At 34.9% G+C, this 22,203-nt stretch carries 21 protein-coding genes; 15 read left to right on the top strand and 6 right to left on the bottom strand.

Annotated features, from left to right (window positions below):
* Positions 1-2 precede the first annotated feature (2 nt).
* From QLS97_RS07035 to QLS97_RS06980, 12 genes are all read left to right on the top strand, one after another.
* Positions 3-992: a 2-hydroxyacid dehydrogenase gene (locus QLS97_RS07035; protein ID WP_282715330.1), complete on the top strand. Its 990-nt coding sequence runs from the start codon at positions 3-5 to the stop codon at positions 990-992.
* Positions 993-1,088: 96 nt separating this feature from the next.
* Positions 1,089-2,192, top strand: a complete 1,104-nt coding sequence (locus tag QLS97_RS07030; RefSeq protein ID WP_282715328.1) for a site-2 protease family protein — start codon at positions 1,089-1,091, stop codon at positions 2,190-2,192.
* The gene (locus tag QLS97_RS07025; RefSeq protein WP_282715326.1) at positions 2,179-3,333 is read left to right on the top strand and encodes a phospholipase D-like domain-containing protein; all 1,155 of its coding nucleotides are present in this window, start codon (positions 2,179-2,181) and stop codon (positions 3,331-3,333) included. Before QLS97_RS07030 ends, QLS97_RS07025 begins: the two co-directional genes overlap by 14 nt.
* A 499-nt stretch (positions 3,334-3,832) precedes the next feature.
* Entirely contained in the window at positions 3,833-4,894 is a 1,062-nt protein-coding gene (locus QLS97_RS07020; RefSeq protein WP_282715324.1) for a reverse transcriptase domain-containing protein, read from the top strand.
* Between the two features lie 257 nt (positions 4,895-5,151).
* On the top strand, positions 5,152-5,724 hold the full coding sequence (locus QLS97_RS07015) for a YceI family protein (RefSeq protein ID WP_282715323.1): 573 nt from the start codon (positions 5,152-5,154) through the stop codon (positions 5,722-5,724).
* 48 nt (positions 5,725-5,772) lie between these two features.
* Positions 5,773-6,672: a DnaJ C-terminal domain-containing protein gene (locus tag QLS97_RS07010; RefSeq protein WP_282715321.1), complete on the top strand. Its 900-nt coding sequence runs from the start codon at positions 5,773-5,775 to the stop codon at positions 6,670-6,672.
* Complete coding sequence (locus QLS97_RS07005; protein ID WP_282715319.1) at positions 6,669-6,962, top strand: chaperone modulator CbpM; 294 nt, start codon at positions 6,669-6,671, stop codon at positions 6,960-6,962. The genes QLS97_RS07010 and QLS97_RS07005 overlap by 4 nt, the downstream gene beginning before the upstream one ends.
* Before the next feature lie 49 nt (positions 6,963-7,011).
* A complete protein-coding gene (locus QLS97_RS07000) occupies positions 7,012-9,615 on the top strand; it encodes a cation-translocating P-type ATPase (protein WP_282715317.1) in 2,604 nt (867 codons plus the stop codon).
* Positions 9,616-9,965: 350 nt separating this feature from the next.
* Entirely contained in the window at positions 9,966-11,861 is a 1,896-nt protein-coding gene (locus QLS97_RS06995) for an SPFH domain-containing protein (RefSeq protein WP_131916817.1), read from the top strand.
* Between the two features lie 181 nt (positions 11,862-12,042).
* Entirely contained in the window at positions 12,043-12,825 is a 783-nt protein-coding gene (locus tag QLS97_RS06990) for an MlaE family ABC transporter permease (protein WP_282715313.1), read from the top strand.
* 6 nt (positions 12,826-12,831) lie between these two features.
* Positions 12,832-13,584, top strand: coding sequence for an ABC transporter ATP-binding protein (locus tag QLS97_RS06985; protein ID WP_282715311.1), 753 nt, complete (start codon positions 12,832-12,834; stop codon positions 13,582-13,584).
* An 8-nt stretch (positions 13,585-13,592) separates the two neighbouring features.
* Positions 13,593-14,570: an MlaD family protein gene (locus tag QLS97_RS06980; protein WP_282715309.1), complete on the top strand. Its 978-nt coding sequence runs from the start codon at positions 13,593-13,595 to the stop codon at positions 14,568-14,570.
* 25 nt (positions 14,571-14,595) lie between these two features.
* Here QLS97_RS06980 and QLS97_RS06975 read toward each other — a convergent pair whose 3' ends face one another.
* Genes QLS97_RS06975 through QLS97_RS06965 form a run of 3 tightly spaced genes read right to left on the bottom strand, consistent with a single transcriptional unit; the run spans position 14,596 to position 17,755 of the window.
* A complete protein-coding gene (locus QLS97_RS06975) occupies positions 14,596-15,678 on the bottom strand; it encodes an FUSC family protein (RefSeq protein ID WP_282715307.1) in 1,083 nt (360 codons plus the stop codon).
* Positions 15,679-15,691: 13 nt separating this feature from the next.
* Positions 15,692-16,816, bottom strand: coding sequence for a cysteine desulfurase family protein (locus QLS97_RS06970; RefSeq protein WP_282715305.1), 1,125 nt, complete (start codon positions 16,814-16,816; stop codon positions 15,692-15,694).
* 18 nt (positions 16,817-16,834) lie between these two features.
* Positions 16,835-17,755 carry an EamA family transporter gene (locus QLS97_RS06965; protein WP_282715304.1) on the bottom strand — a complete coding sequence of 307 codons (921 nt, stop codon included), beginning with the start codon at positions 17,753-17,755 and terminating at the stop codon, positions 16,835-16,837.
* A gap of 205 nt (positions 17,756-17,960) precedes the next feature.
* Between QLS97_RS06965 and QLS97_RS06960 the strand changes: the two genes are divergently transcribed.
* Positions 17,961-18,905, top strand: a complete 945-nt coding sequence (locus QLS97_RS06960; RefSeq protein WP_282715302.1) for a hypothetical protein — start codon at positions 17,961-17,963, stop codon at positions 18,903-18,905.
* Between the two features lie 141 nt (positions 18,906-19,046).
* Here QLS97_RS06960 and QLS97_RS06955 read toward each other — a convergent pair whose 3' ends face one another.
* Both QLS97_RS06955 and QLS97_RS06950 read right to left on the bottom strand, forming a co-directional pair.
* Positions 19,047-19,598 carry a Smr/MutS family protein gene (locus QLS97_RS06955; RefSeq protein ID WP_282715300.1) on the bottom strand — a complete coding sequence of 184 codons (552 nt, stop codon included), beginning with the start codon at positions 19,596-19,598 and terminating at the stop codon, positions 19,047-19,049.
* On the bottom strand, positions 19,591-19,773 hold the full coding sequence (locus QLS97_RS06950) for a hypothetical protein (protein WP_282715299.1): 183 nt from the start codon (positions 19,771-19,773) through the stop codon (positions 19,591-19,593). Before QLS97_RS06950 ends, QLS97_RS06955 begins: the two co-directional genes overlap by 8 nt.
* A gap of 102 nt (positions 19,774-19,875) precedes the next feature.
* On the opposite strand from QLS97_RS06950, the gene QLS97_RS06945 reads away from it, so the two are divergent.
* The gene (locus QLS97_RS06945) at positions 19,876-20,154 is read left to right on the top strand and encodes a DUF2752 domain-containing protein (RefSeq protein ID WP_282715298.1); all 279 of its coding nucleotides are present in this window, start codon (positions 19,876-19,878) and stop codon (positions 20,152-20,154) included.
* A gap of 36 nt (positions 20,155-20,190) precedes the next feature.
* Here the strand turns inward: QLS97_RS06945 and QLS97_RS06940 are convergent, their stop codons facing one another.
* Positions 20,191-20,889: a DUF1003 domain-containing protein gene (locus QLS97_RS06940; RefSeq protein WP_282715296.1), complete on the bottom strand. Its 699-nt coding sequence runs from the start codon at positions 20,887-20,889 to the stop codon at positions 20,191-20,193.
* Positions 20,890-21,290: 401 nt separating this feature from the next.
* Between QLS97_RS06940 and cysM the strand changes: the two genes are divergently transcribed.
* Positions 21,291-22,178 (top strand): cysteine synthase CysM, encoded by an 888-nt coding sequence (cysM, locus tag QLS97_RS06935; RefSeq protein WP_282715294.1) that lies wholly within the window; start codon positions 21,291-21,293, stop codon positions 22,176-22,178.
* Positions 22,179-22,203: the final 25 nt, after the last annotated feature.

The following is a 22,203-nucleotide window of genomic DNA, read 5'->3' as shown; positions in this document are numbered from 1 at the left end:
AAATGAAAGTATTAGTCTATAGCATATTGGGTTTTGATAAGGCTTTCCTTGAAAAAGCAGCGCATGGTAATCACGAATTAGTTTTTACGGAGCAACCTTTGAATGAAAGTACCGCAGCCCTTGCCAAAGGATTTGATGCTGTTTCACTTTTTACTTCTGATGATGCTTCAGAGACAGTATTGCAGAAACTATATACTTGTGGTGTAAAATATATTGCCCTGCGTTCCGTAGGTTATGATCATGTTGATTTGGTTCGAGCAAAATCATTAGCTATAAAAGTGGCAAATGTTCCTGCATATTCGCCTCACGCTATTGCAGAACTAGCCGTAGCTTTATTATTGGCACTAAACAGAAAACTGGTTTTAGGTCAGACGTTGATGCAAATTGGTGATTATCGTTTGGATCATTTAGTGGGTTTTGATTTATATGGAAAAACAATAGGTATCGTAGGAACTGGAAAAATAGGTGTTGCTTTTGCAAAAATCATGCATGGTTTTGGTTGTAAAATAGTAGCTTTTGATATTGAGGAGAACAAGGAACTGCTGGATGAAATTCCTATTACCTATGTTTCACTCGAAGATTTATGCGCCACTGCCGATGTGATATCTGTGCATTATCTGCTCAATGGAACAACAAACCACCTGTTTAATAAAAGTACTTTTGCTTTAATGAAAAAAGGAGTGATTTTTATTAATACTGCTCGTGGAGGAATTGTAAACACTAAAGATTTACTAGAAGCTATCGAAAATAAAACCATTGGTGCAGCCGGCTTAGATGTTTACGAAAAAGAGAAACCTATTTTTTTTCAAGATCATACTGATTCTCCAATACATGACAACTTGTTTTTAAAACTTCGCTCCCATCCTAATGTAATGATTACCGGACATCAAGGTTTTTTGACAAACGAAGCATTAGAGGGAATTGCACATACTACGATTGCTAATTTGAATGCTTGGGCCTATAACGGTATTTCTGGAAATGAGGTGAACTGATACCCGTTTTGAATTCATTTATAAACGAATATTTTTTTTATTGTTTGTCTGTTTTTTCAAATCATACTGCGATAAGTAGTATTAAAAACTCAAAAAATGAAAGGATCCTTTAAACTCGGAAAAGTCGCTGGTATCGGAATATTTATTCACTGGACATTCTCTTTACTTATTCTGTTTATCATTTTCATGAACTACAAATCAGGGCAAAATGTTACTCAGATAATATGGTCTGTTGCGTTTATTTTATGCATATTCATTACTGTTTTATTACACGAACTCGGTCATGCTTTAGCGGCAAAAAATTACAACATAAAAACCAAAGACATCACCCTTTTACCCATTGGCGGATTGGCCAGACTGGAACGATTACCAGAAAAACCATCCGAAGAGGTAATAGTCGCTTTTGCGGGACCTTTGGTAAATATTACATTGGCCTTTATCACGGGAATTTTCATTACGATTCCGGATACTTCTGAGCAGTTAATGGCGGAGTTATCTAATGGAGTAAACGCAAATAATTTCTTTCTTAATTTCTTTTTAGTTAATTTCTGGTTGGCAATTTTTAATTTAATCCCTGCTTTTCCTATGGATGGCGGCAGGATTTTACGGGCGCTGTTATCGTTCAAGTTACAAAGGCATGTTGCCACAAGAATTTCGGCACGGATAGGACAACTATTAGCAATGGGATTCATTATTTTTGGATTTTTCACTTCCCCGATTTTAGTTTTCATAGGTATTTTTGTCATTATTGGAGCTCAGGTTGAGGCTGATTATACGGAATCTAAATTCATCTTGAAAGGTTTTAAAGTCCATGATGTTGTAATGAAACAATACCCAAAGATTGATGCTAATGATACTGTAAAAACAGCGGTTGAACTAGTTCTGGACAGTCAAAACAAGAATTTTTTGATTACAGAAGAAGGTATTCCGGTAGGAACGCTGAATCGAGACCAAATCATTATGGCACTTTCCACAAAAGGCGACGCTGAATTTATTTACAATGTTATGGATCGAAATTTAGTTTATCTCGACAGCGATTCACTTTTGGAAAAAGTTTTTGAGCTCATACAACTCAATAAATCAAGATTAATGCTCGTTATGGAAAATAATTCCGTTATTGGTATCTTGGATGTTGAAAATCTGATGGAATTTCTTTTAATAAACGAAGTGAAAATAAATAAAGCCCATGATAGAAAGTAAAAATAGCCTTGGTGTTCCAAAAAATCTGGAGCTTATTTACAGTGGCGAAGATTATTTTTCTCGATTAGAGGCTATTATTCGTAATTCACAGTTTGAAATTCACATGCAAATGTATCTTTTTGAAAACGATACAACCGGAAATAGAATTATTAAAGCATTAAAAGAGGCCGCTTCGCGTAAGGTTCAGGTTTATGTTCTTTTAGATGGTTTGGGATCTTTATCATTTCCCTCCGAAACACTAAAAGAAATGAGACAAAGCGGTATAAATATTCGTTTTTTCGCACCTTTATTTTCAACCTACACCTTTTATCTTGGCAGAAGACTGCACCGAAAAGTTATTGTTGCTGATGCAAAAATCGTGCTTATTGGCGGTATAAATATAGCCGATAAATATTGTGGTTCTGGTTCAGAAGCTCCTTGGCTGGACTATGCCGTACAATTAAAGGGAGAAATTGCCGAACCGCTTCAAAAATTATGTACCGATATCTATTTTAAAAAAAGACGTTTCCAAAACAAGAAAATAAAATCTTTCTTTCCTATCCAAGAAAACGCAATGGTTCGCATCCTGCAAAATGACTGGTTAAAAGGCAAAAATGAGATTTGTGATGGATACATAAAATCCATTCGAAATGCAAAAACAGAAATAATCATTGTGGGAAGCTATTTTCTGCCGGGGATTCGAATTATTCGAGCCTTGAAAAAAGCATCTAAAAATCAGGTAAAAATAAAATTAATTCTTTCCGGAAAATCAGATTTACCGCTCACAAGGCGCGCTACCTGCTTTCTCTATGGCAAACTACTTAAATATAATATTGAATTGTACGAATGGAATCAATCCATCTTACATGGAAAAGTGGCCGTAATAGACGGCAATTGGACCACAATAGGTTCTTTTAATCTGAATAATTTAAGTTCGTACGGAAGCCTTGAAATGAATGTTGAAATAAATTCTGCTTTATTTTCTAAAATGTTTCAAGAGCACCTCATCAAAATTATTGCTCAATGTCAAAACATAACACCCCAATCGCTAAAAATAAAGACCAATCTATTTACAAAATCTATCAATTTTCTTTCGTATTTTATTACCCGAATAATAGAAATAATTATCACGTACACACCCTACAAGCGATTCAATAATTGATTTTTATAAAACAATAAGTACAGTTTTTATTCCAAAACAGAAAAAGAGTATTCTGTTTCTAAAATCAAAATCATTGTTGAAAAAATTATCACTATTAGTACTGTTAATAAATTATTTTTAATTAACTTTATGTGTGATTTTCAATCATTTAAAACATTAATAATAAGCATTTTATAAATAAATAACAATGGAAGCACACCGACTAAAAACTAAAAAAAAAGAGGATTGGATTCAAAAAGATTTGGAGAGTAAAATTCCCAAATTAAGCAGTAAAATAGTGTTTATTCCCAGTCAGGATGAATTATTTTTTTAGTTCATTTCTCAAAGAAATTTGTTAGCCCAGGTTAACATCGGAGCCGTGAGTCACTGCTCTGTAATTGAATGTTCTTTCAAGCACCAGGTTTAAAAGATTCTCCGCAGAGCTCCGAACTTTTAAACCGGTATTCTTAATCGGGGTTAGGGACAGAATAGTCCCTACTCCATTAACGATTTCAACGCTATGGATTTTGCACATTACAAAGATACCTTTACAGATAAAGCCCATAAAATTGGCTATTCCTTGCCAAATATTCAACGCTGTCTGGATTATGCCGAAGTTTTATTTTCTAATGACGTACCGGTTATTTACAATCCAAGCCATTTATCTCTTTTGGTAGGATACAAAAAAGAATATTTAAAAAAAGCAGCTGTTTATCCCCGCTATTTTTATCGTGATTTTGAGATTTTAAAAAAAAATGGAACAAAGCGACTTATTTCTGAACCGCTTCCTAGCTTGAAAGAAATCCAAATCTGGATTTTGAGAAATATTCTCAATAAAGTTCCCATCAGCCCTTTTGCGAAAGCATACAAAACCAATGTAAGTCTTATAGAAAACCTGAAATTTCATAAAAATCAACCTAAAGTATTTACATTGGATTTAGAAAACTTCTTTCAATCACTTACTATCGGATTAGTTGAAAAAGAGTTTCATCAATTGGGCTATTCTAAGATGGTATCGAGATTGCTATCCAAATTATGTACCCGAGACAAAACTTTGCCTCAAGGCGCACCAACAAGTCCGTATCTTTCGAATTTAATTTTTAAAGATGCCGATGCCGAGATTGCCGCTTACTGTAAATTACATAAAATAAGATATACCCGTTATGCTGACGACATGAGTTTTTCAGGGGATTTTGATGAAAATAAATTGCTTCATAAAGTAATTGAAACTGTTGAAAAATTAAACCTTCGCATTAATAAAAACAAGACTAAACTCATGACGTCTAATACCCGTCAAACCGTTACAGGGATTGTTGTAAATGAAAAACCGCAGGTGGTATTTCACAAACGCAATGATTTAAGACAAGCCATGTATTATATCAAGAAATTTGGTTTCGAGGAGCACCGCGAATACAAAGAAATTAACCAAAAAAATTATCTCGAACATTTGTTAGGGAAAATCAATTTTGTGTTACAAATAAACCCAAAAGACATCGAGTTTTTAGAATACAAATCTATATTGAAAGACCTAAAAAAGAAACAGGATTTAAAAGCTATGGAGGACGAATTAATACCAATATAAGGATTGAAAAAAATTCTTGTGCAGCACTGTTCCTTAAAAAACTCATTTTAGAGTTTTTTATATTTTTATAACCATCTGAAATAAAGCTATTTATTACTATTTTAATACCTTAAAATTAATTAAATTTGATAGATAAAAATGTCTAAAAACCACAATCATTTGTGCTGTCTTTTTCATGCATATTGATATTGATAAAAGCAAGATTACAAACTCCGGACGTCTTTAAAACCTATCAAATAATTAAAAAATAATACCTCATGAAAAAAATAACAACCATCATCGCAACACTGTTTTTATCTACTTTTCTGCTGGCACAAACAACATGGAAAGCAGATCCAATGCACTCAAAACTTACTTTTAGCACCGTGCATCATGGTATTTCGGATATAGCGGGATTATTCAAAAAATTTGAGATAACCGCAACAACTAACAAAACGGATTTTAGTGATGCTGTATTTGAACTTTCGACTGATGTTGCCTCTATTGACACCGAAGTCGAAATGCGGGATAATCATTTGCGAAGTGCCGATTTCTTTGACGTAGAAAAATATCCAAAAATGACTTTTAAAAGCATGTCCATAAAAAAAATTGGAAAGGATAAATACAAACTAATAGGTACACTCACATTACATGGAATAACAAAACCGGCAATAATTACTATGTGGTACAGAGGAACTATAGTGAATGAACAATCAAAAGCAATTACTGCCGGGTTCCAGTTTAGTGGAATTTTAAAGCGTTCTGAATTTAATGTAGGTTCTAAATTCCCTTCGAAAATGATTAGCGACGAAGTAAAAATTAAAGCCGATTGTGAGTTTATTAAACAATAAATCCTTTGTTAATAATACAGCCCAGACATTATATAAAAACCAATCCAGATGGCATTTATAGACTATTACAAGATTCTAGAAGTAGACAAAAAAGCAACGGAAGCCGAGATTAAAAAGGCCTATCGTAAACTGGCTCGTAAATACCATCCCGACTTAAATCCCAACGATAAGGAAGCCGAAAGAAAATTCAAGGAAATCAATGAGGCCAATGAAGTATTGAGCCATGCCGAGAATCGTAAAAAATATGATGACTACGGTGAAAACTGGCAGCATGCTGAGGGATTTGAGAAATCAAAACAACAGCAGCAGTATCATAGAGGCGGTCAACAGGAGGGTTTTGGCGGATTCAGCGGAGGCGGCGATTTTTCAGATTTTTTTGAATCTATGTTTGGAGGTCGCTCCTCAGGAAGTGGAGGTCGTCGCAGTACACAGTTCAAGGGGCAGGATTTTAATGCTGAATTGCATCTGGACCTAAAAGACGTATACACCACCCACAAACGTACCTTGACAATTAACGGTAAAAACATTCGAATTACCATTCCTGCCGGAGTTGAAAATGGCCAACAAATAAAAATTAGCGGACTTGGTGGTGAAGGCGCTGGCGGTGGCCCAAAAGGAGATTTGTACATCACTTTCACTATTGAAAACCATACCAACTTTAAGTTAGACAAGCACAACCTCTACTCCACTGTTTCCTTAGATTTATATACTGCCATATTGGGAGGCGATATCACCGCAGATACTTTTGACGGAAAAGTAAAACTAACCGTAAAACCCGGAACCCAAAACGGAACAAAAGTAAAACTGAAAGGAAAAGGATTTCCAGTTTATAAAAAGGAAGGAGAATTTGGAGATTTATACATTACCTATCAAGTACAAATACCCACAAATATTACTGAAAAAGAAAAAGAATTATTTACGGAACTCGCAAAGTTAAGAACGTCATGAACATAGAAAGCCTCATACCGCTACCTGCATTATGCATTCATTATAAAGTGGAACTCTCCTTTTTTGACAACCTCAACGAAATGGGTTTGCTCGAAATAAAAACAATCGAAGAAACACAATATATCCATCCGGATGCCATCTATGAAATAGAGAAAATGATACGAATTCATCAGGAATTAGATATTAATACCGAGGGAATTGATGTGGTGTTTAATCTATTACAAAAAATTGATGCTTTGCAAAATGAGCTTGTTTCCACTAAAAACAGATTGCGTTTGTATGAAAGTTGAGATTTGATAATCCCAATATTCTTTTTACTGAATATAAAAAGTAAAAAATATGAACTGGCATTTACTACCGCTATCAGAAATAACACAGTTGCTAAATACAACTCCATCCGGTATTGATGATATTACGGCGACAGAACGCTTGTGTGAACATGGGAAAAATCAAATTGAAGATAAAAAGAAGAAGACAATTCTACAGATGGTGCTTTCTCAGTTATCAGATTTCATGATTCTCATTCTTATTGCAGCCGCAATTATTTCAGGCATAATAGGAGATTTTACAGATACCATAATTATTCTTGCTATCATTATTATTAATGCAGCAGTGGGGTTCATCCAAGAGTATCGGGCAGAAAAAGCAATGGAAGCATTAAAGAATATGGCAGCAAACCATGCCCGTATTTTACGCGAAGGAAAAATGATTGACCTTCCTGCTTCGAATATTGTCCCTGGAGATGTCGTGGTACTCGAAGCGGGAAATGTTATTCCTGCGGACATCCGTTTTTTTGAAACCCATCAAATAAAAGTAGACGAATCAGCACTTACCGGTGAATCAAATAATGTAGAAAAAAATACAGAGGAACTTCCCGAAGGAAATTATGCTCTTGGCGACCAGACCAATATGGGCTATAAAGGAACTTCTGTTACCAATGGTCGGGCCTTAGCTTATGTTGTGGCAACAGGAATGCATACTGAGCTTGGACATATCGCAAAAATGATTCAAACCGATGAAACCTCAACACCTTTACAAAAAAGACTGTCTGCTTTTGGCAAACGATTATCAGTGATTATACTTTTTATCTGCGCTATAATTTTCTGTATCGGATGGTTGCGGGGAGAATCTGTTTTGACAATGCTGATTACTTCTATTTCACTAGCTGTAGCTGCCATTCCTGAAGCTTTACCTGCACTAGTCACGATTGCTCTTGCTTTTGGTGCCAAAAAATTAGCTAAAAATAATGCGCTTATTCGAAAATTACCGGCGGTAGAAACTTTGGGTTCCGTGACCTACATCTGTTCAGATAAAACAGGAACTCTTACGTTGAATAAAATGACGGTGCAGGAAATTTTTGAAACTTCAGATACAAAGTATAAGACTATTTTTAAAGAAAAAAACATATTGCTACATGCTATCGCTTTAAATAATGATGTTACAAAAGATGAAAACGGAAAATGGTTGGGAGATTCAACGGAGTTGGCGTTGGTACAATATGCATCCGATAAAAATTTGAATCGCTCTGATTTAGAACTAAAATTACCTCGAATTGGAGAGTTGCCTTTCGATTCTAAAAGAAAATGCATGACTACAATTCACCAAACCCAAAATTCTAATGATGAAATCATCGTGATTACAAAAGGGGCTGTCGATGTATTGTTTCACAAACTGAATGACAATCAAAAATCACTTATTCCTGAATTTGAACGTAAAGTCAACGAAATGGCAGAAAAAGGATATCGGGTTTTGGGGTACGCAATGAAAACACTTTCGTCCTTACCGGATACTTCAGATGCTAATTTGATAGAAAATGAGTTAACACTTATTGGGTTTGTAGGCATGATTGATCCACCACGAGAAGAGGCAAAACAGGCAGTTTCTGAATGTAAGGAAGCTGGTATTATTCCGGTAATGATTACGGGTGACCACAAGCTGACCGCCAAAGCAATTGCCGAAAAATTAGGTATTATTGTCACGGATGACGACCTTGTTTTAACGGGTTCAGAACTAACTGCATTAACACAAAGTGAGTTTATAAAAATTGTCGAAAAGGTAAAAGTGTATGCCCGTGTAAATCCGGAACAGAAACTAAGAATCATTAATGCATTACAATCCAAAAATCATTTTGTGGCAATGACTGGCGACGGTGTAAATGATGCTCCGGCTCTAAAAAATGCTGATATTGGTATTGCAATGGGAATCAACGGAACCGAAGTTTCTAAAGAAGCTTCCCACATGATTTTACTCGATGATAACTTTGCGACCATTATTATCGCCGTTAAACACGGCAGAAAAATATTTGATAACATCCTAAAATTTATCAAATACATTATGACAGGAAACTCCGGCGAAATATGGGCCATTTTTTTAGCGCCATTCTTTGGCTTGCCCATTCCGCTATTGGCAATTCACATCCTATGGATTAATCTGGTTACGGATGGTTTGCCCGGATTAGCACTAGCTTCAGAGCCATCTGAAACAAATATCATGAAACGACCACCCAGAAATCCGAAGAAAAATATTTTTTCAAATGGTATGGCTTTCCACATTTTATGGGTTGGTTTTTTGATGGGCTGCGTTACCATAGGAATGCAGGCGTATGCTATCTATAATACCAATACACATTGGCAAACGATGGCTTTTACGGTACTTTGTTTTAGCCAATTGGGACATGTAATGGTCATTCGTTCCGGGCGTGAATCTATATTCAAAATTGGATTTTTTTCTAATAAACCTATGGTTGGTGCACTATTGATAACTATTGCCCTTCAGTTCATGGTTATTTACATGCCTTTCTTTAATGAAATTTTTAAAACCCAACCTTTATCTTTAAATGAATTAGGACTAACCTTAGCAGCATCAAGCATTGTATTTTGGTCTGGTGAAATAGAGAAGTGGCTTAAAAACAGACGTAATACTAACTTCCATGTTCTGTTTTAAAACAATATTACTGTTCACAAACGGGACCAAATTTACAGGACGCAAACGCGTTGAAAAAGTTAACCACTAATTTTTTTTAAAATTAAAATTGGAATTCGTGACTGAAATAATTAATTCGTATTAGTTGCGGATAAATTTATGAGCAAAAAAAACATTGCTAAAAGTGTTAATATTCAAAATGCCAACTTTTGATTAGTTCAAAATTAATCGGGTCTTAAAGAGCCTGTTTACATTATTAAAAGCCATATTTTTTTATATAAATTTAGTAAGATTATTCAAACGTTAATTATTTTAATTTTTAGAATTAACACTAAAAATTGCCTTAATTTTACAATTCTAATTTATATAATATGACAACAATTACAGATTATTGGTGGGTACTGGTATTGATTTTATGCCTGATTCTTTACAAATTCGTTTTACGTGTTTTCTTCGGAATGGTAATCGTTCCTGAAGATAAAATTGGTTTAGTAACCAAAAAATTCGTCCTCTTTGGATCCGAAAAATCTTTACCGGATGGCAGAATTATAGCTACCAAAGGGGAAGCTGGTTTTCAGGCAAAAACACTTGCTCCAGGGTTATATTGGGCTATGTGGCCTTGGCAATTTTCTGTTGAAATGGCTCCATTTACCATTATCCCTGAAGGCAATATTGGTTTACTTTTAAGTAAGGATGGTGCCGAAATACCAACGGGTAGAATTTTGGCACAAAAAGTGAACTCCGACAATTTTCAGGATGCTACCTTATTTCTTAATAATGGTGGACAAAAAGGACGTCAATCTGCCTTTATAACTACTGGATCTTACAGGATTAATACGTTTTTATTTGAAGTGGTAATGTCTCCTCAAATTGTGATTTCAGAAAATATGGTCGGGATTGTTACTGCTATGGATGGTGAGCCAATTCCTATTGGTCAAATTGCAGGTAAATTTGTTGAAAATCATAATAACTTTCAAGATTTTGATCAATTTCTAAAAAATGGCGGAAATCGTGGATTGCAACCACAGGTTATGCTTGCCGGATCCTATTATATTAATACTTGGGCGATACAAATAGAGCAAACTCCTATGACAGACGTACCTATTGGATATGTTGGGGTTGTGATTTCTTATATTGGCGAAGACGGACAGGATGTAACAGGTGATACTTTCAAACATGGAAATATTGTTTCAAAAGGGCAACGTGGTGTATGGATGGAGCCGCTGGGTCCCGGAAAATATGCATTAAACAAATACACTACTAAATTAGAACCTGTTCCAACAACAAATCTAGTGTTGAACTGGGCTGATGCACGTAGTGAATCCCATAATTTAGATCAAAATTTATCCACAATTACGGTTCGCTCAAAAGATGGTTTCCCTTTTAATCTGGATGTTTCACAAATTATTCATGTTCCCGCTAATGAAGCTCCAAAAGTAATTGCCCGTTTTGGTAGTATGAACAATCTTGTTTCACAGGTTTTGGAACCAACAATTGGGAATTATTTTAGAAACTCTGCTCAGGAAAGTGATGTAATATCCTTTTTATCAACAAGAAAAGAGCGTCAGGAATCTGCTAAAAATCATATCAAAGTGGTTCTTGATGAATACAATGTAAATGCTGTTGATACATTAATAGGAGATATTGTACCTCCGGAATCCTTAATGAAAACGCTTACTGACAGGAAGATTGCCGAAGAAGAGCAAAAAACCTATCAAACACAGAGAATGGCTCAGGAGCAACGTCAGGGAATGGAAAAAGAAACTGCTATTGCCGATATGCAAAAAGAAATCGTAAAAGCTTCTCAAAGTGTTGAAATTGCACAACGTACTGCTGATGCAACAGTTAAAAAAGCAGAAGGAGATGCAACCAGTTTAAAATTAAATGTAAATGCAGAGGCAGAAGCTACAAAAATGCGTGCCAATGCCGAAGCGGAAGCTACTAAAGCAAGAGCTGGAGCACAAGCAGAAGCGACAAAACTAACTGCAAGTGCCGAAGCCGAAAGAATTTCTAAAACGGGTCTTGCCGAAGCTGAAAAAATTATGGCTATTGGTAAATCAACTGCCGAAGCATATCAATTGCAAGTCTCAGCAATGGGTGGTGATAACTTCACGAAATACAAAATAACTGAAGAGATTGGCAAAGGAAAAATCAAAGTAATTCCTGATGTTTTAATCTCAGGAAATAATGGCTCTGATGGACCTATCAGCGGCCTTCTTGGAATGAAACTAATGGAAATGATGGATACAAAAAACGAGAAGGAATAAACAGTAGTACAATAGTTTTTTATAAAACGTTCAACAAACGCCATTCAAAATTTGAATGGCGTTTGTTTTTTATATTTTTTCAATAAAAACACTAAAAAAATAGCTTAAAATAACTGAAAATCAACACAATAATACTATATTTGAGTAGCTTTTTTTCTATTAAAAATTAATTCATTTGCTAATGAATAGTATTTTTAAAATAATCGAATTGTTTAAAAGTTTTTTACTTGAAGTTGGCGAACTCTCCTATTTTGCCGGTCGTTTTTTTAAAGAAGCTTTTAAAAGTCCTTCGGAATTCAAAGAGTTTCTTAGACAATGTTTTTATATGGGAAATCGTTCCTTGCTGCTTGTTGCAGTGACAGGATTTATCATTGGCTTAGTATTTACTTTGCAATCGCGTCCCACTTTACAGGAATTTGGTGCCGTTTCCTGGATGCCGTCCATGGTAAGTATTTCTCTTATCAGGGAAATTGGACCTATCATTACGGCTTTAATTTGTGCAGGCCGTATTGGTTCCGGTATTGGAGCTGAATTAGGGTCTATGAGAGTTACAGAACAAATTGATGCCATGGAAGTTTCCGGTACAAATCCTTTCAAGTATTTAGTGGTAACCCGCATATTAGCAACTACTTTCATGCTTCCTATTCTAGTTTTTTTTGGAGATACTATTGCCATTTTTGGTTCTTTTTTAGTAGAAAACATTAAAGGAAATGTTTCTTTTTTACTGTATTATAATCAGGTTTTTGATGCGTTGGAATTTGGGGATTTAATCCCGGCAACCATTAAAACGTTCTTTTTTGGTTTTGCTATCGGTTTAGTGGGTTGTTTTAAAGGATATTATTGTAAAAAAGGAACTGCAGGTGTAGGTTTAGCGGCTAATTCTGCCGTTGTTTTTACCTCAATGCTTTTGTTTATTATTGATTTTGTTGCTGTTTTTATTACTGATATTTTTTATGATTTATAACTGATTATGAATACATCTACACCAAATCAAAAAGCCATAATAGAAATCAAAGACTTAAAAAAAAGCTATGGTGACAATCATGTTTTGGATGGTTTTAATATGGTTTTGAATGAAGGAGAGAATCTAGTTATTATGGGAAAATCAGGTTCTGGGAAATCTGTTATGATAAAATGCCTCATTGGATTAGAAGAACATGACAGTGGGACTGTTGTAATAATGGGAAAAGATATTAGCGAACTCAACCGGGAAGAATTAGATGACCTTCGGACGGAAGTGGGTTTTCTTTTTCAGGGAAGCGCACTCTATGACTCAATGACCGTCAGAGAAAATTTAGAATTTCCTTTGCGGCGTCACAAAAAAAAATTTGGAAAAATAACTGATACTACTCCACTGGTTATGGAAGCACTGGAAAATGTAGGCCTGGCCCATACTATAAATTTAATGCCCGAAGAACTTTCGGGGGGAATGAAACGAAGGATTGCTTTGGCCAGAACTTTAATTCTACAACCAAAAATCATTCTTTATGATGAACCAACAACTGGTTTAGACCCCATTACTGCAAAGGAAATTTTGCTATTAATGATGTCCATCCAGAAAAAATACAACACTTCGGCGATTATCATTACACATGATGTGGACTGTGCCAGAATGATTTCGAACCGAATGATTTTATTAGTTGACGGTATCAATTACATCGAAGGAACTTTTGAGGAATTATCACTTTCAACAGATCCTAAAGTACAAGCTTTCTTTAAATAAGAATAGACATGGAAAAAACGACATCACAAAAACTGCGACTTGGACTTTTTGTAATCATCGGATTAACGCTATTTGTACTGGCAGTGTATTTCATTGGCGATAAGCAAAAAATGTTTGGAAAAACCAATCATCTTGAGGCGGTTTTCAATAACGTAAGCGGCTTACAATTAGGCAACAATGTACGATATTCCGGAATAAATGTAGGCACTGTACGCGGAATAGAAATGATCAATGACTCTACCATCAAAGTCGATATGCTCATTGATAAAACTATTTTTCCTCACATCCGAAAAAATGCTGTTGCCACCATAGGTTCTGATGGTTTGGTAGGTAATATGATTATAAATATTATCCCGGGTAAAGGGATGGAAGCAGCGGTGAATCCTGGGGATGAGATTCAATCCTTAAGCCGCATTCGTACGGATGATTTACTAAATACCCTTGGCGTGACCAATAAAAATGCGGCGCTTCTTACGGCTGATTTGCTTAAAATCACACAGGAAATAAATCAAGGCAAAGGAACGGTGGGCTTATTGATTAAAGATTCGACTGTAGCCAATAACTTGAAAGAAACCATGCGCTACTTGAAAAGTACCGGAAAAGGAACTTCAGAATCTGTGACAAAATTAAACCGACTCATTTCTTCCTTAGAAAATAAAGATAATGTGATAGGCTTTTTGAAAGATACGGCTGTAGCCAATGATATGAAAGCAGTAATTCGCAATTTAGATAAATCCAGCACCGAAATAAACAAAGTAGTAACCAATCTCAATTCGACAATTGCAAATATTAAAGATGGAAAAGGAGCTATAAACTACTTATCGAATAATCCTGAATTAGTACGAAAAATAGACTCTACGATGACAAATATTAACGAAGCGAGTTTGCGTTTGAATGAAAATATGGAAGCCTTGAAACACAATTTTTTATTTCGGGGTTATTTTAAAAAACAGGAGAAAGCAAGAAATAAAGAACAGAAAAAGTAAAACGTTATTAAAATAATCCTTCATTTTACTTTCGTGAAATACGGGTTTTGGCTTTTCGAATTTGATTTTCGGCTTTGTGACGCAATTGTTCGTCATGCAAAAACCATCCTGCAACAGCGCCAATACAACTTCCCAGAAAAATATCCAGAAACCGAACAGAAATTAAAGTCGTCGCATCAACGGTCATGGCTCCACCGGCTTCGGCCAAAAATAAAGTCAATGGTGTAATAAAAACAACTGCCAAGCCATAATGCCTCACTATTAGCATTTCTATTATAAATTGTAGTACCATTATGCAAATACAGATCGTTAAAGGTGTCATTTTGAACAATAGTAATAACCACGTAAGTCCAAGACCTATAAAAGTTCCCAAAACACGTTGAAAACTCCGTTGCCAAACATGTTTCAAACTCGCGCCCTGCATGACAGCTGCGCACGATATAGGAAGCCAATACGGATTTTCTAATTCAAGTAAGCGTCCTGTAATGAGTGATAAAAATATAAAAACTCCCACAATTACGGATTCAAAAAGAGTCGTTTCATTATTGTTTTCAACAACAATCAGCTCCTTTTTGGGAGAATGTTTTTCAGCAACAAATAAACTATAAAGTAAGGCAAGCGTGCAAGCTAGCATAGCGCCCATCCCAATTAATCCTACGCGAATGGGAATAGTCTCTAAATTAAATGGCATACAACTGGCAAGGGACGCAATCATGATAAAAAAGAAACCTCCGGGTGGCTTCATTCTAAAGTAATTAACAATCCAATGCACACTCATGGTAAACAAACCCAAAACCACAGAGGAGATTATGGGGTCAAAACTAAAACAAACCCCTATAAAGAACGAAACCATAAAACCAAAAGAACAAGCCAATAGTGTAATCATTCGGCGCGCAACTGTGGTTGTAGGCATATACAAAATAACAAGTCCTGCAATACAAGCTAATATTCCATAATCCAGTCGATTAAAATAATAACCTACTAACAACGGAATTCCAACGCATAATGACGCTAAAACTGGAATATGCCAAAGTCGCTCTGTTTTTTTTAACTCGAACAGTGCTTTGACTTCTCCAGCAAGTAGTATTTTTAAATTATCATTCACCATTTTAAGTTCTTTTTTAAATGCTTTTTAAGGCATCAATAAGTAAATCAATATCCTCTTTTGTATTGAAATGACTGAAAGATATCCTCAAACTCGGTTTTTTCAAATCTTCTGCAGAAAGCATTTCGGCTAAAACATGTGAAGGCTTTATACTTCCGGACTGACAAGCACTTCCTCGGGAAACTGCTATTCCTTTCATATCTAAATGAAATAATATCATCGCTGTTTTTGCTGCTGCAAAAGGCAATAGAACATTCAAAACTGTATAGAAACCATCGGGATTTCCGTTAATCTTAAATTCCGGAAATTCAATTTTGAGTTGAGTAATCAAATAGCTTTTCAACTCAGCAATATACTTTTGTTCTGTTTCTAAGTTGGTGTAGGAAATTTCCAAGGCTTTTGCCATACCGGCAATTTGGTGCAATGCTTCGGTTCCGGCACGCAATCCTTTTTCTTGTTCGCCACCAAAAAACAAGGGTTGTAACCCGGAGTTTTTTCGAATAAAAGCAAAACCAACACCTTTTGGTCCATGAAATTTATGCGCACTTGCCACAATAAAATCAACAGGAATGGTTTGTAAATCAATCGTTGTTTTTCCAATGGATTGAACCGTATCCGAATGAAATAAAGTATTGTGTTCTTGGCAAATGCGGCCTATTCGTTCCAAATCTAAAACGTTCCCAGTTTCATTATTCACGTGCATCAGGCTGACCAATGTTTTCTTTTCCTGCGAAAGCAACTCCACTAAATGAGTAATATCAATTTCTCCATTTGGTTTCACATCCACATAATCAATTTGAATATCGTATTCTTTTTCTAATACTAAAGCCGTATATAAAACCGCATGATGCTCTATTTTACTGGTAATAATTCGTTTTACCTGTAAATCTTTAACCGCAGAACGAAGAATCCAGTTGTTGGCTTCGGTACCACAGGATGTGAAAATAATTTCCTGTGCAGTCGCATTTAGATTCTTAGCTATCGATTTTCTGGAAAGTTCCAATATGCTTTTGGCGGCACGACCCAAACTATGCGTTGAGGAAGGATTTCCATACTCTTCGGTCATTACTTTGGTCATTTCCTGGATCACTTCGGCACGAATAGCAGTTGTAGAAGCATTATCGAGATATACTTTTTTCATTTTTGGAAAATTATAAAATTATTTTACACCGTCTATTTCTGTTGGAATGTTTTTCGATTTTCTAGAAAAGAGTATTCTTTCATTAAAAACAACTATCGAAATCATAATCAGGAAATAGGAAAATAGCTGGAGTGTACTCACTTGTTCGTGATAATAAAAAATTGCCATTAAAAAATTAATAATGGGATTGATATAAATCATAATTCCCACCGCAGAGGAATTGATTCCCTTGAGTGCATATAGGTTTAAAAACAACGGAATAATTGTAAAAAAAACTACAATCATTAGCAAACAAGTATAAAATAAAGGCTCCGTAGGAATTGGCCCGCTGTATGTGGGGTAAAAAGGCAACAGAATTAATGCCGTAAAAACCAATTGAATGGTTAAACTCAAGAATTTATCCAAATCACTATTTTTTCGTTGACTCACTAAATATAAAGCATACGTTGCTGCCGTAATAAGGCTGTAAAAAATATCCTTAAAATGATTGAATGATAATAAAACACAACTAAAAACACTTATCCCAACTGCAATCCATTGCCATTTAGTTAGTTCTTCCTTCAGCATAAAAAAGGCAAAAACGGTAGTGAGAATCGGGCAAATTAAGTACGCCAAAGAAGCCGCATTCACGCTGACGTGATTCATTACATAAATATAAACAAACCAGTTTGAAGATAGAAATACACCGCCGCCAAGTGTCAATGCAACAGTACTTTTCTGTTGTTTTAGAGGCATACTTTTGAAATGATTCCAATTTTGTCGTATTACATTTCGTCGAAAAAAAACATTAATTAATACCATCGTAATTACACTAAAAAAAACGCGATAGAACAAAATATCCAATGATGGATAAGCATGTATTGGCTTTAATGCTAAACTGAAAAAACCCCAGAGAAAAAATGCTGAGAAAGCAGCTAAATAATATTTATTAGTCCTCATTTTTAGTATAAAATTTGCGCAAAGATAATGATTTCTATTCGCTTTAAATTCATCCGATCGTGGCAATACAATAAAGCACACGCTATTATATTCATCACACTATTTGACATTCAAAAACCCAATATCCTGTTAAATAATCTATTTTTAAAGGGGAATGCAATTGGAACAAATTAAAAATTCTATTTTTGTTACAAATATTATAAAAATGAAAAGAGTTGTTAGCTTACTGATTTTTGCATTACTATTAAACGGTTGTGATGATGGTGATTTAATTCAAGAAGACATTAGTTTTGAAGATGTTGCCGCACAAAATTGCACTACAAATGACATCATCTACAAACTAAAAGATAGCGAAGCCCTTATTCTTGAGGTTTTGGGTTTTACTTTCCCAACTGAAACTATATCGCAGGAATTAGACATTAATACTTCAAATCGTGTACTATATCGCTTTTACAACGGCGCGGTAACTTCTTCGACCATTTGCGAAACCATTCCTCCAGCAACGCCAATTGTTATGGATCAATGGACTACTTCAGGCGGAAAAATAGTTATAAATACTACTGCTATCAAAACAACTAATACTACCGATAACAGTACTAAAATTACAGGTTACAATCATAATATCACATTCAAAAATATCACATTTGTAAAAAGTAACGGGACTCAAGTTTACGAAACATTCCCTTTTGGCGACTATGTAATTAGCGCCACTCCTTTACCTTTTGCATTCAATAAGACACTTGAACAATGCAGTTCTTCTAAACAATTGTATGATTACAATAGTAGTGAAGCACTTATTTTAGACATTGATCCCGCTTTAATTGTTAATCAAGCTACACCGCTAAATACCCCAAGAACCGGATTAATAAGCGACACAAAAAACAAACTTACGTATCGTTTATTCTCCGGTTTACTAACTGGCGCTTATTTTTGTAACACAACTTTTCCGGCAACTCCCGCAGTAAGCGAAGAATGGATTGCAGTGGCTGGAGTGGCAAACGAAAGTGGCATTGTGGAAGTAACAACTACTACTTTGGGAACTGGTTTTAAACACACCGTTGTCCTTAAAAAAGCAAAAATGAAGAAAGGAAACAGTGATTTTATTTTGGGTGATAATTACATCTATGGTGAATTATTGACTACAAATTAACCCCAAATAAGAAGCAAAATTAGAGACAAAAAACAACCGTTTTTAATCCCAAAAAAGATCCGATTTTTAAGTGAATTTTCTAATGAAAACTGCTTAAAAATCGGACCTTTTTTTTTGTGCTTTTAAAAACCAAAATAAAGTTTACATGGCACTTTGTTTAATAAAAACTTCTGTTGCCCCTTGACCATATTTTTGATAATTCCCTTCTTGAAAAGCGATGTTATCATAACGCCCTAATAAAAAATCCAACTCTGCTTTTAGAATTCCTTCACCCACGCCGTGGATAAAAACAATCTTTGGAATGCGATTCCGAATAGCAAATTCTATATGACGTTTTGCCGTATCAGTCTGCAAAGTTAGTATGTCATAATTCGACATTCCGCGTTTATTTGGCACCAGTTTTTCGATGTGTAAATCAAACTCCGGAGCCGGAATTTCGTGCTTTGATTTCTTTTCCTTAACAAAACTTCGCGCTTTCGGGATCTCTTTTTCTTTTGAAACCTCACTTATATTAATTCTTCTAATAGAATCTAGTAAGTTACTGGAATCGTTTATTTTAATTAACTCATTGACAAAAAATGTCATCGTAAATCCGTCTTCTGTTTCTACCGTAACCTGCTTCTCTTTGACTGACAACACGACTCCATTGATAGCTTCGTCAAGTACTGAAACCTTATCTCCTTTGTTAAACATTTCCGTCTTCTTTATCTTGATTTTTACTTGGCGTTTTGGCACTCAATTGCATCATTCCCATCATGAAAACTACAATTGCAATTACCATTATATACACATTTTTTTCTGCACTTACCTGCTCATATAAAGCAACAGTTATCGCCACAACCATTATTGGAATAATAAACTTTCTCATCTTTTTAAATATCAGTTTTCAAAAGTAATGAATTTAAAATTGCATCAATTATTATCGCAACCGTTTCTTATTTTTTTGTAAAATTGTAAAAAAGAAAAACCATTGGATTTAGAAAAATTTATGTTGCCTTGTTTAAGCAAAACACTTTTTGGAATCGAGTGTTTGGGCTGTGGTTTTCAGAGGGGATTTTTGTTACTTTTGCAAGGAGATTTTGGAGGTGCTTTTAAGATGTATCCGGCCATTTTTACAACCTTGATATTTCTGGGAATTCTAGGTTTTAATTTTATCGACAAAAACAGGAATTACAAAAAACTCATTATTGGTTCGGCAATCCTAAATGGTGTTTTTATGATTGTGGGTTATTATTTTAAACACTACTAAGAAGTTACTTTTTTTGACTTTTTAGAACAAAAAAAATTATTTGATTCGAGTCAAAATATCATTCATCATTTCGATTTGGACTTTTTGAATTTCTATTAATTCTTCTTGTTGATGCATAATCAAATGATCCAGTTTTTCATGAAGCATTCTAATTTCAAGTTCTGATTTTAGATTAATCATATAATCTTTTTTAGCTCTTTCCCTGTCTTTCTCTTCCTGACGATTTTGACTCATCATAATTACTGGAGCCTGAAGTGCGGCAAGACAAGACAAAATTAAATTCAGCAAAATAAACGGATACGGATCAAATCCTTTATTCAAGAAAATGTAAATATTAATCAGAATCCAAAAAAGAATAAATACTCCAAAAAGGATTATAAATTTCCAACTTCCGCCAAAAGCCGCCACTTTATCCGCCACTTTTTGCCCAATTGTACGAATACCAATTTCATCCTCAACAGTACTCACTAATGATTTATCTTCGTTCAAGGAACCGATAACTCTATTTTCCAGATTTGACAACTCCCCTATTTCTACCAATAAATAATTAGAAATGTATTTCTCGCGATACATATTCAATTCGCCAATTGATAAGAATTTGTCCTCATCAAAATCAGGGTAATCATTTTGAATAAGCGCCAATATTGGGTTTCGTATGGTTTTGGCAGCAATTTTATCCGCTATTGGAAATTCTTTTTGGGAAATATCGCTTATAAAAGTAGTCTTGGATTTCATGGATTGTTATTTATTGGCTAATTTAAAAAAACACTTTCATCAAAACTAATAATTCAGCTCCTATACATTGAAAATAAAACAGATACACAACAGCTTTTTTATCTTAAAAGTTTAAAACAGCACTACCCACGACATTTTACATCAATTTATTTAACAAAAGTGTCTAAATAAACAAGATAGCTTTATGTTTAAGAAAGAAATAATTCGAAATAGTTCAATATCTTTGCAATTCGTTTTAAAACCCATAAAAATGTCACTGAACTACAAAAATATTCCTTTCTGCTATTGTTGTAGCTGTTTTTAAAATACTCTCCTTAAAAAACATTGTTCAAAAACGAATACGTATTGTAATCAATTCTGTAATCAGATTGCTACAATTAAAACACAAGACACAAAATAGCATGAAATCACAAAAAATATTAGACCTTATTGGAAACACGCCTTTAGTAGAAACTACTAATTTGATAAAAAATAAAAACGTAAAACTTTTACTGAAACTCGAAGGAAACAATCCCGGTGGTAGTGTAAAAGATAGGGCAGCCTACAATATGATTGCTTCTGCACTGGAAAGAGGAGAAATCAAAAAAGGGGATAAACTTATTGAGGCAACAAGTGGAAATACCGGAATTGCTTTGGCCATGATTGCCCAATTATTCAATATCGAAATCGAACTGGTTCTTCCAGAAGATTCCACTAAAGAACGTACTCAAACCATGCGGGCTTATGGCGCAACCGTAATTTTGACACCTGCAGATACCGGAATAATAGGTTCCAGAGATTATGCTGATAAAAAAGTAGCCGAAGGCGGTTACATCATGCTCAATCAGTTTGCAAATGATGACAACTGGAAAGCACATTATAAAACCACAGGCCCAGAAATATGGAATGATACAGAAGGAACCGTAACCCATTTTGTTTCTGCTATGGGAACAACAGGAACAATTATAGGCACTTCAACATATTTAAAAGAAATGAATCCTACGATACAAATTGTAGGCGCTCAACCCAGCGATGGATCTCAAATTCCGGGAATCAGAAAATGGCCTGAAGAATATTTACCTAAAATTTTTGATTCCAAAAAAGTAGATACAATCATTGAAGTATCTGAAAAAGAAGCCCGAGCCATGACAAAACGCTTAGCGCTTGAAGAAGGTGTTTTTGCAGGAATGAGCAGTGGCGGTTCAGTTGCAGCTGCAATAAAAATAGCTGAAGAATTAGAATCAGGAGTAATCGTAGCTATTATCTGCGACCGTGGCGATCGCTATTTGTCTTCTGATTTGTTTGATTAAATTAATTAGACGTTATAAAAACAAC

It is taken from the genome of Flavobacterium yafengii (assembly GCF_030010375.1).
Taxonomy (GTDB): Bacteria; Bacteroidota; Bacteroidia; order Flavobacteriales; family Flavobacteriaceae; genus Flavobacterium; species Flavobacterium yafengii.
This window is presented reverse-complemented; position numbering and strand designations above follow the sequence as displayed.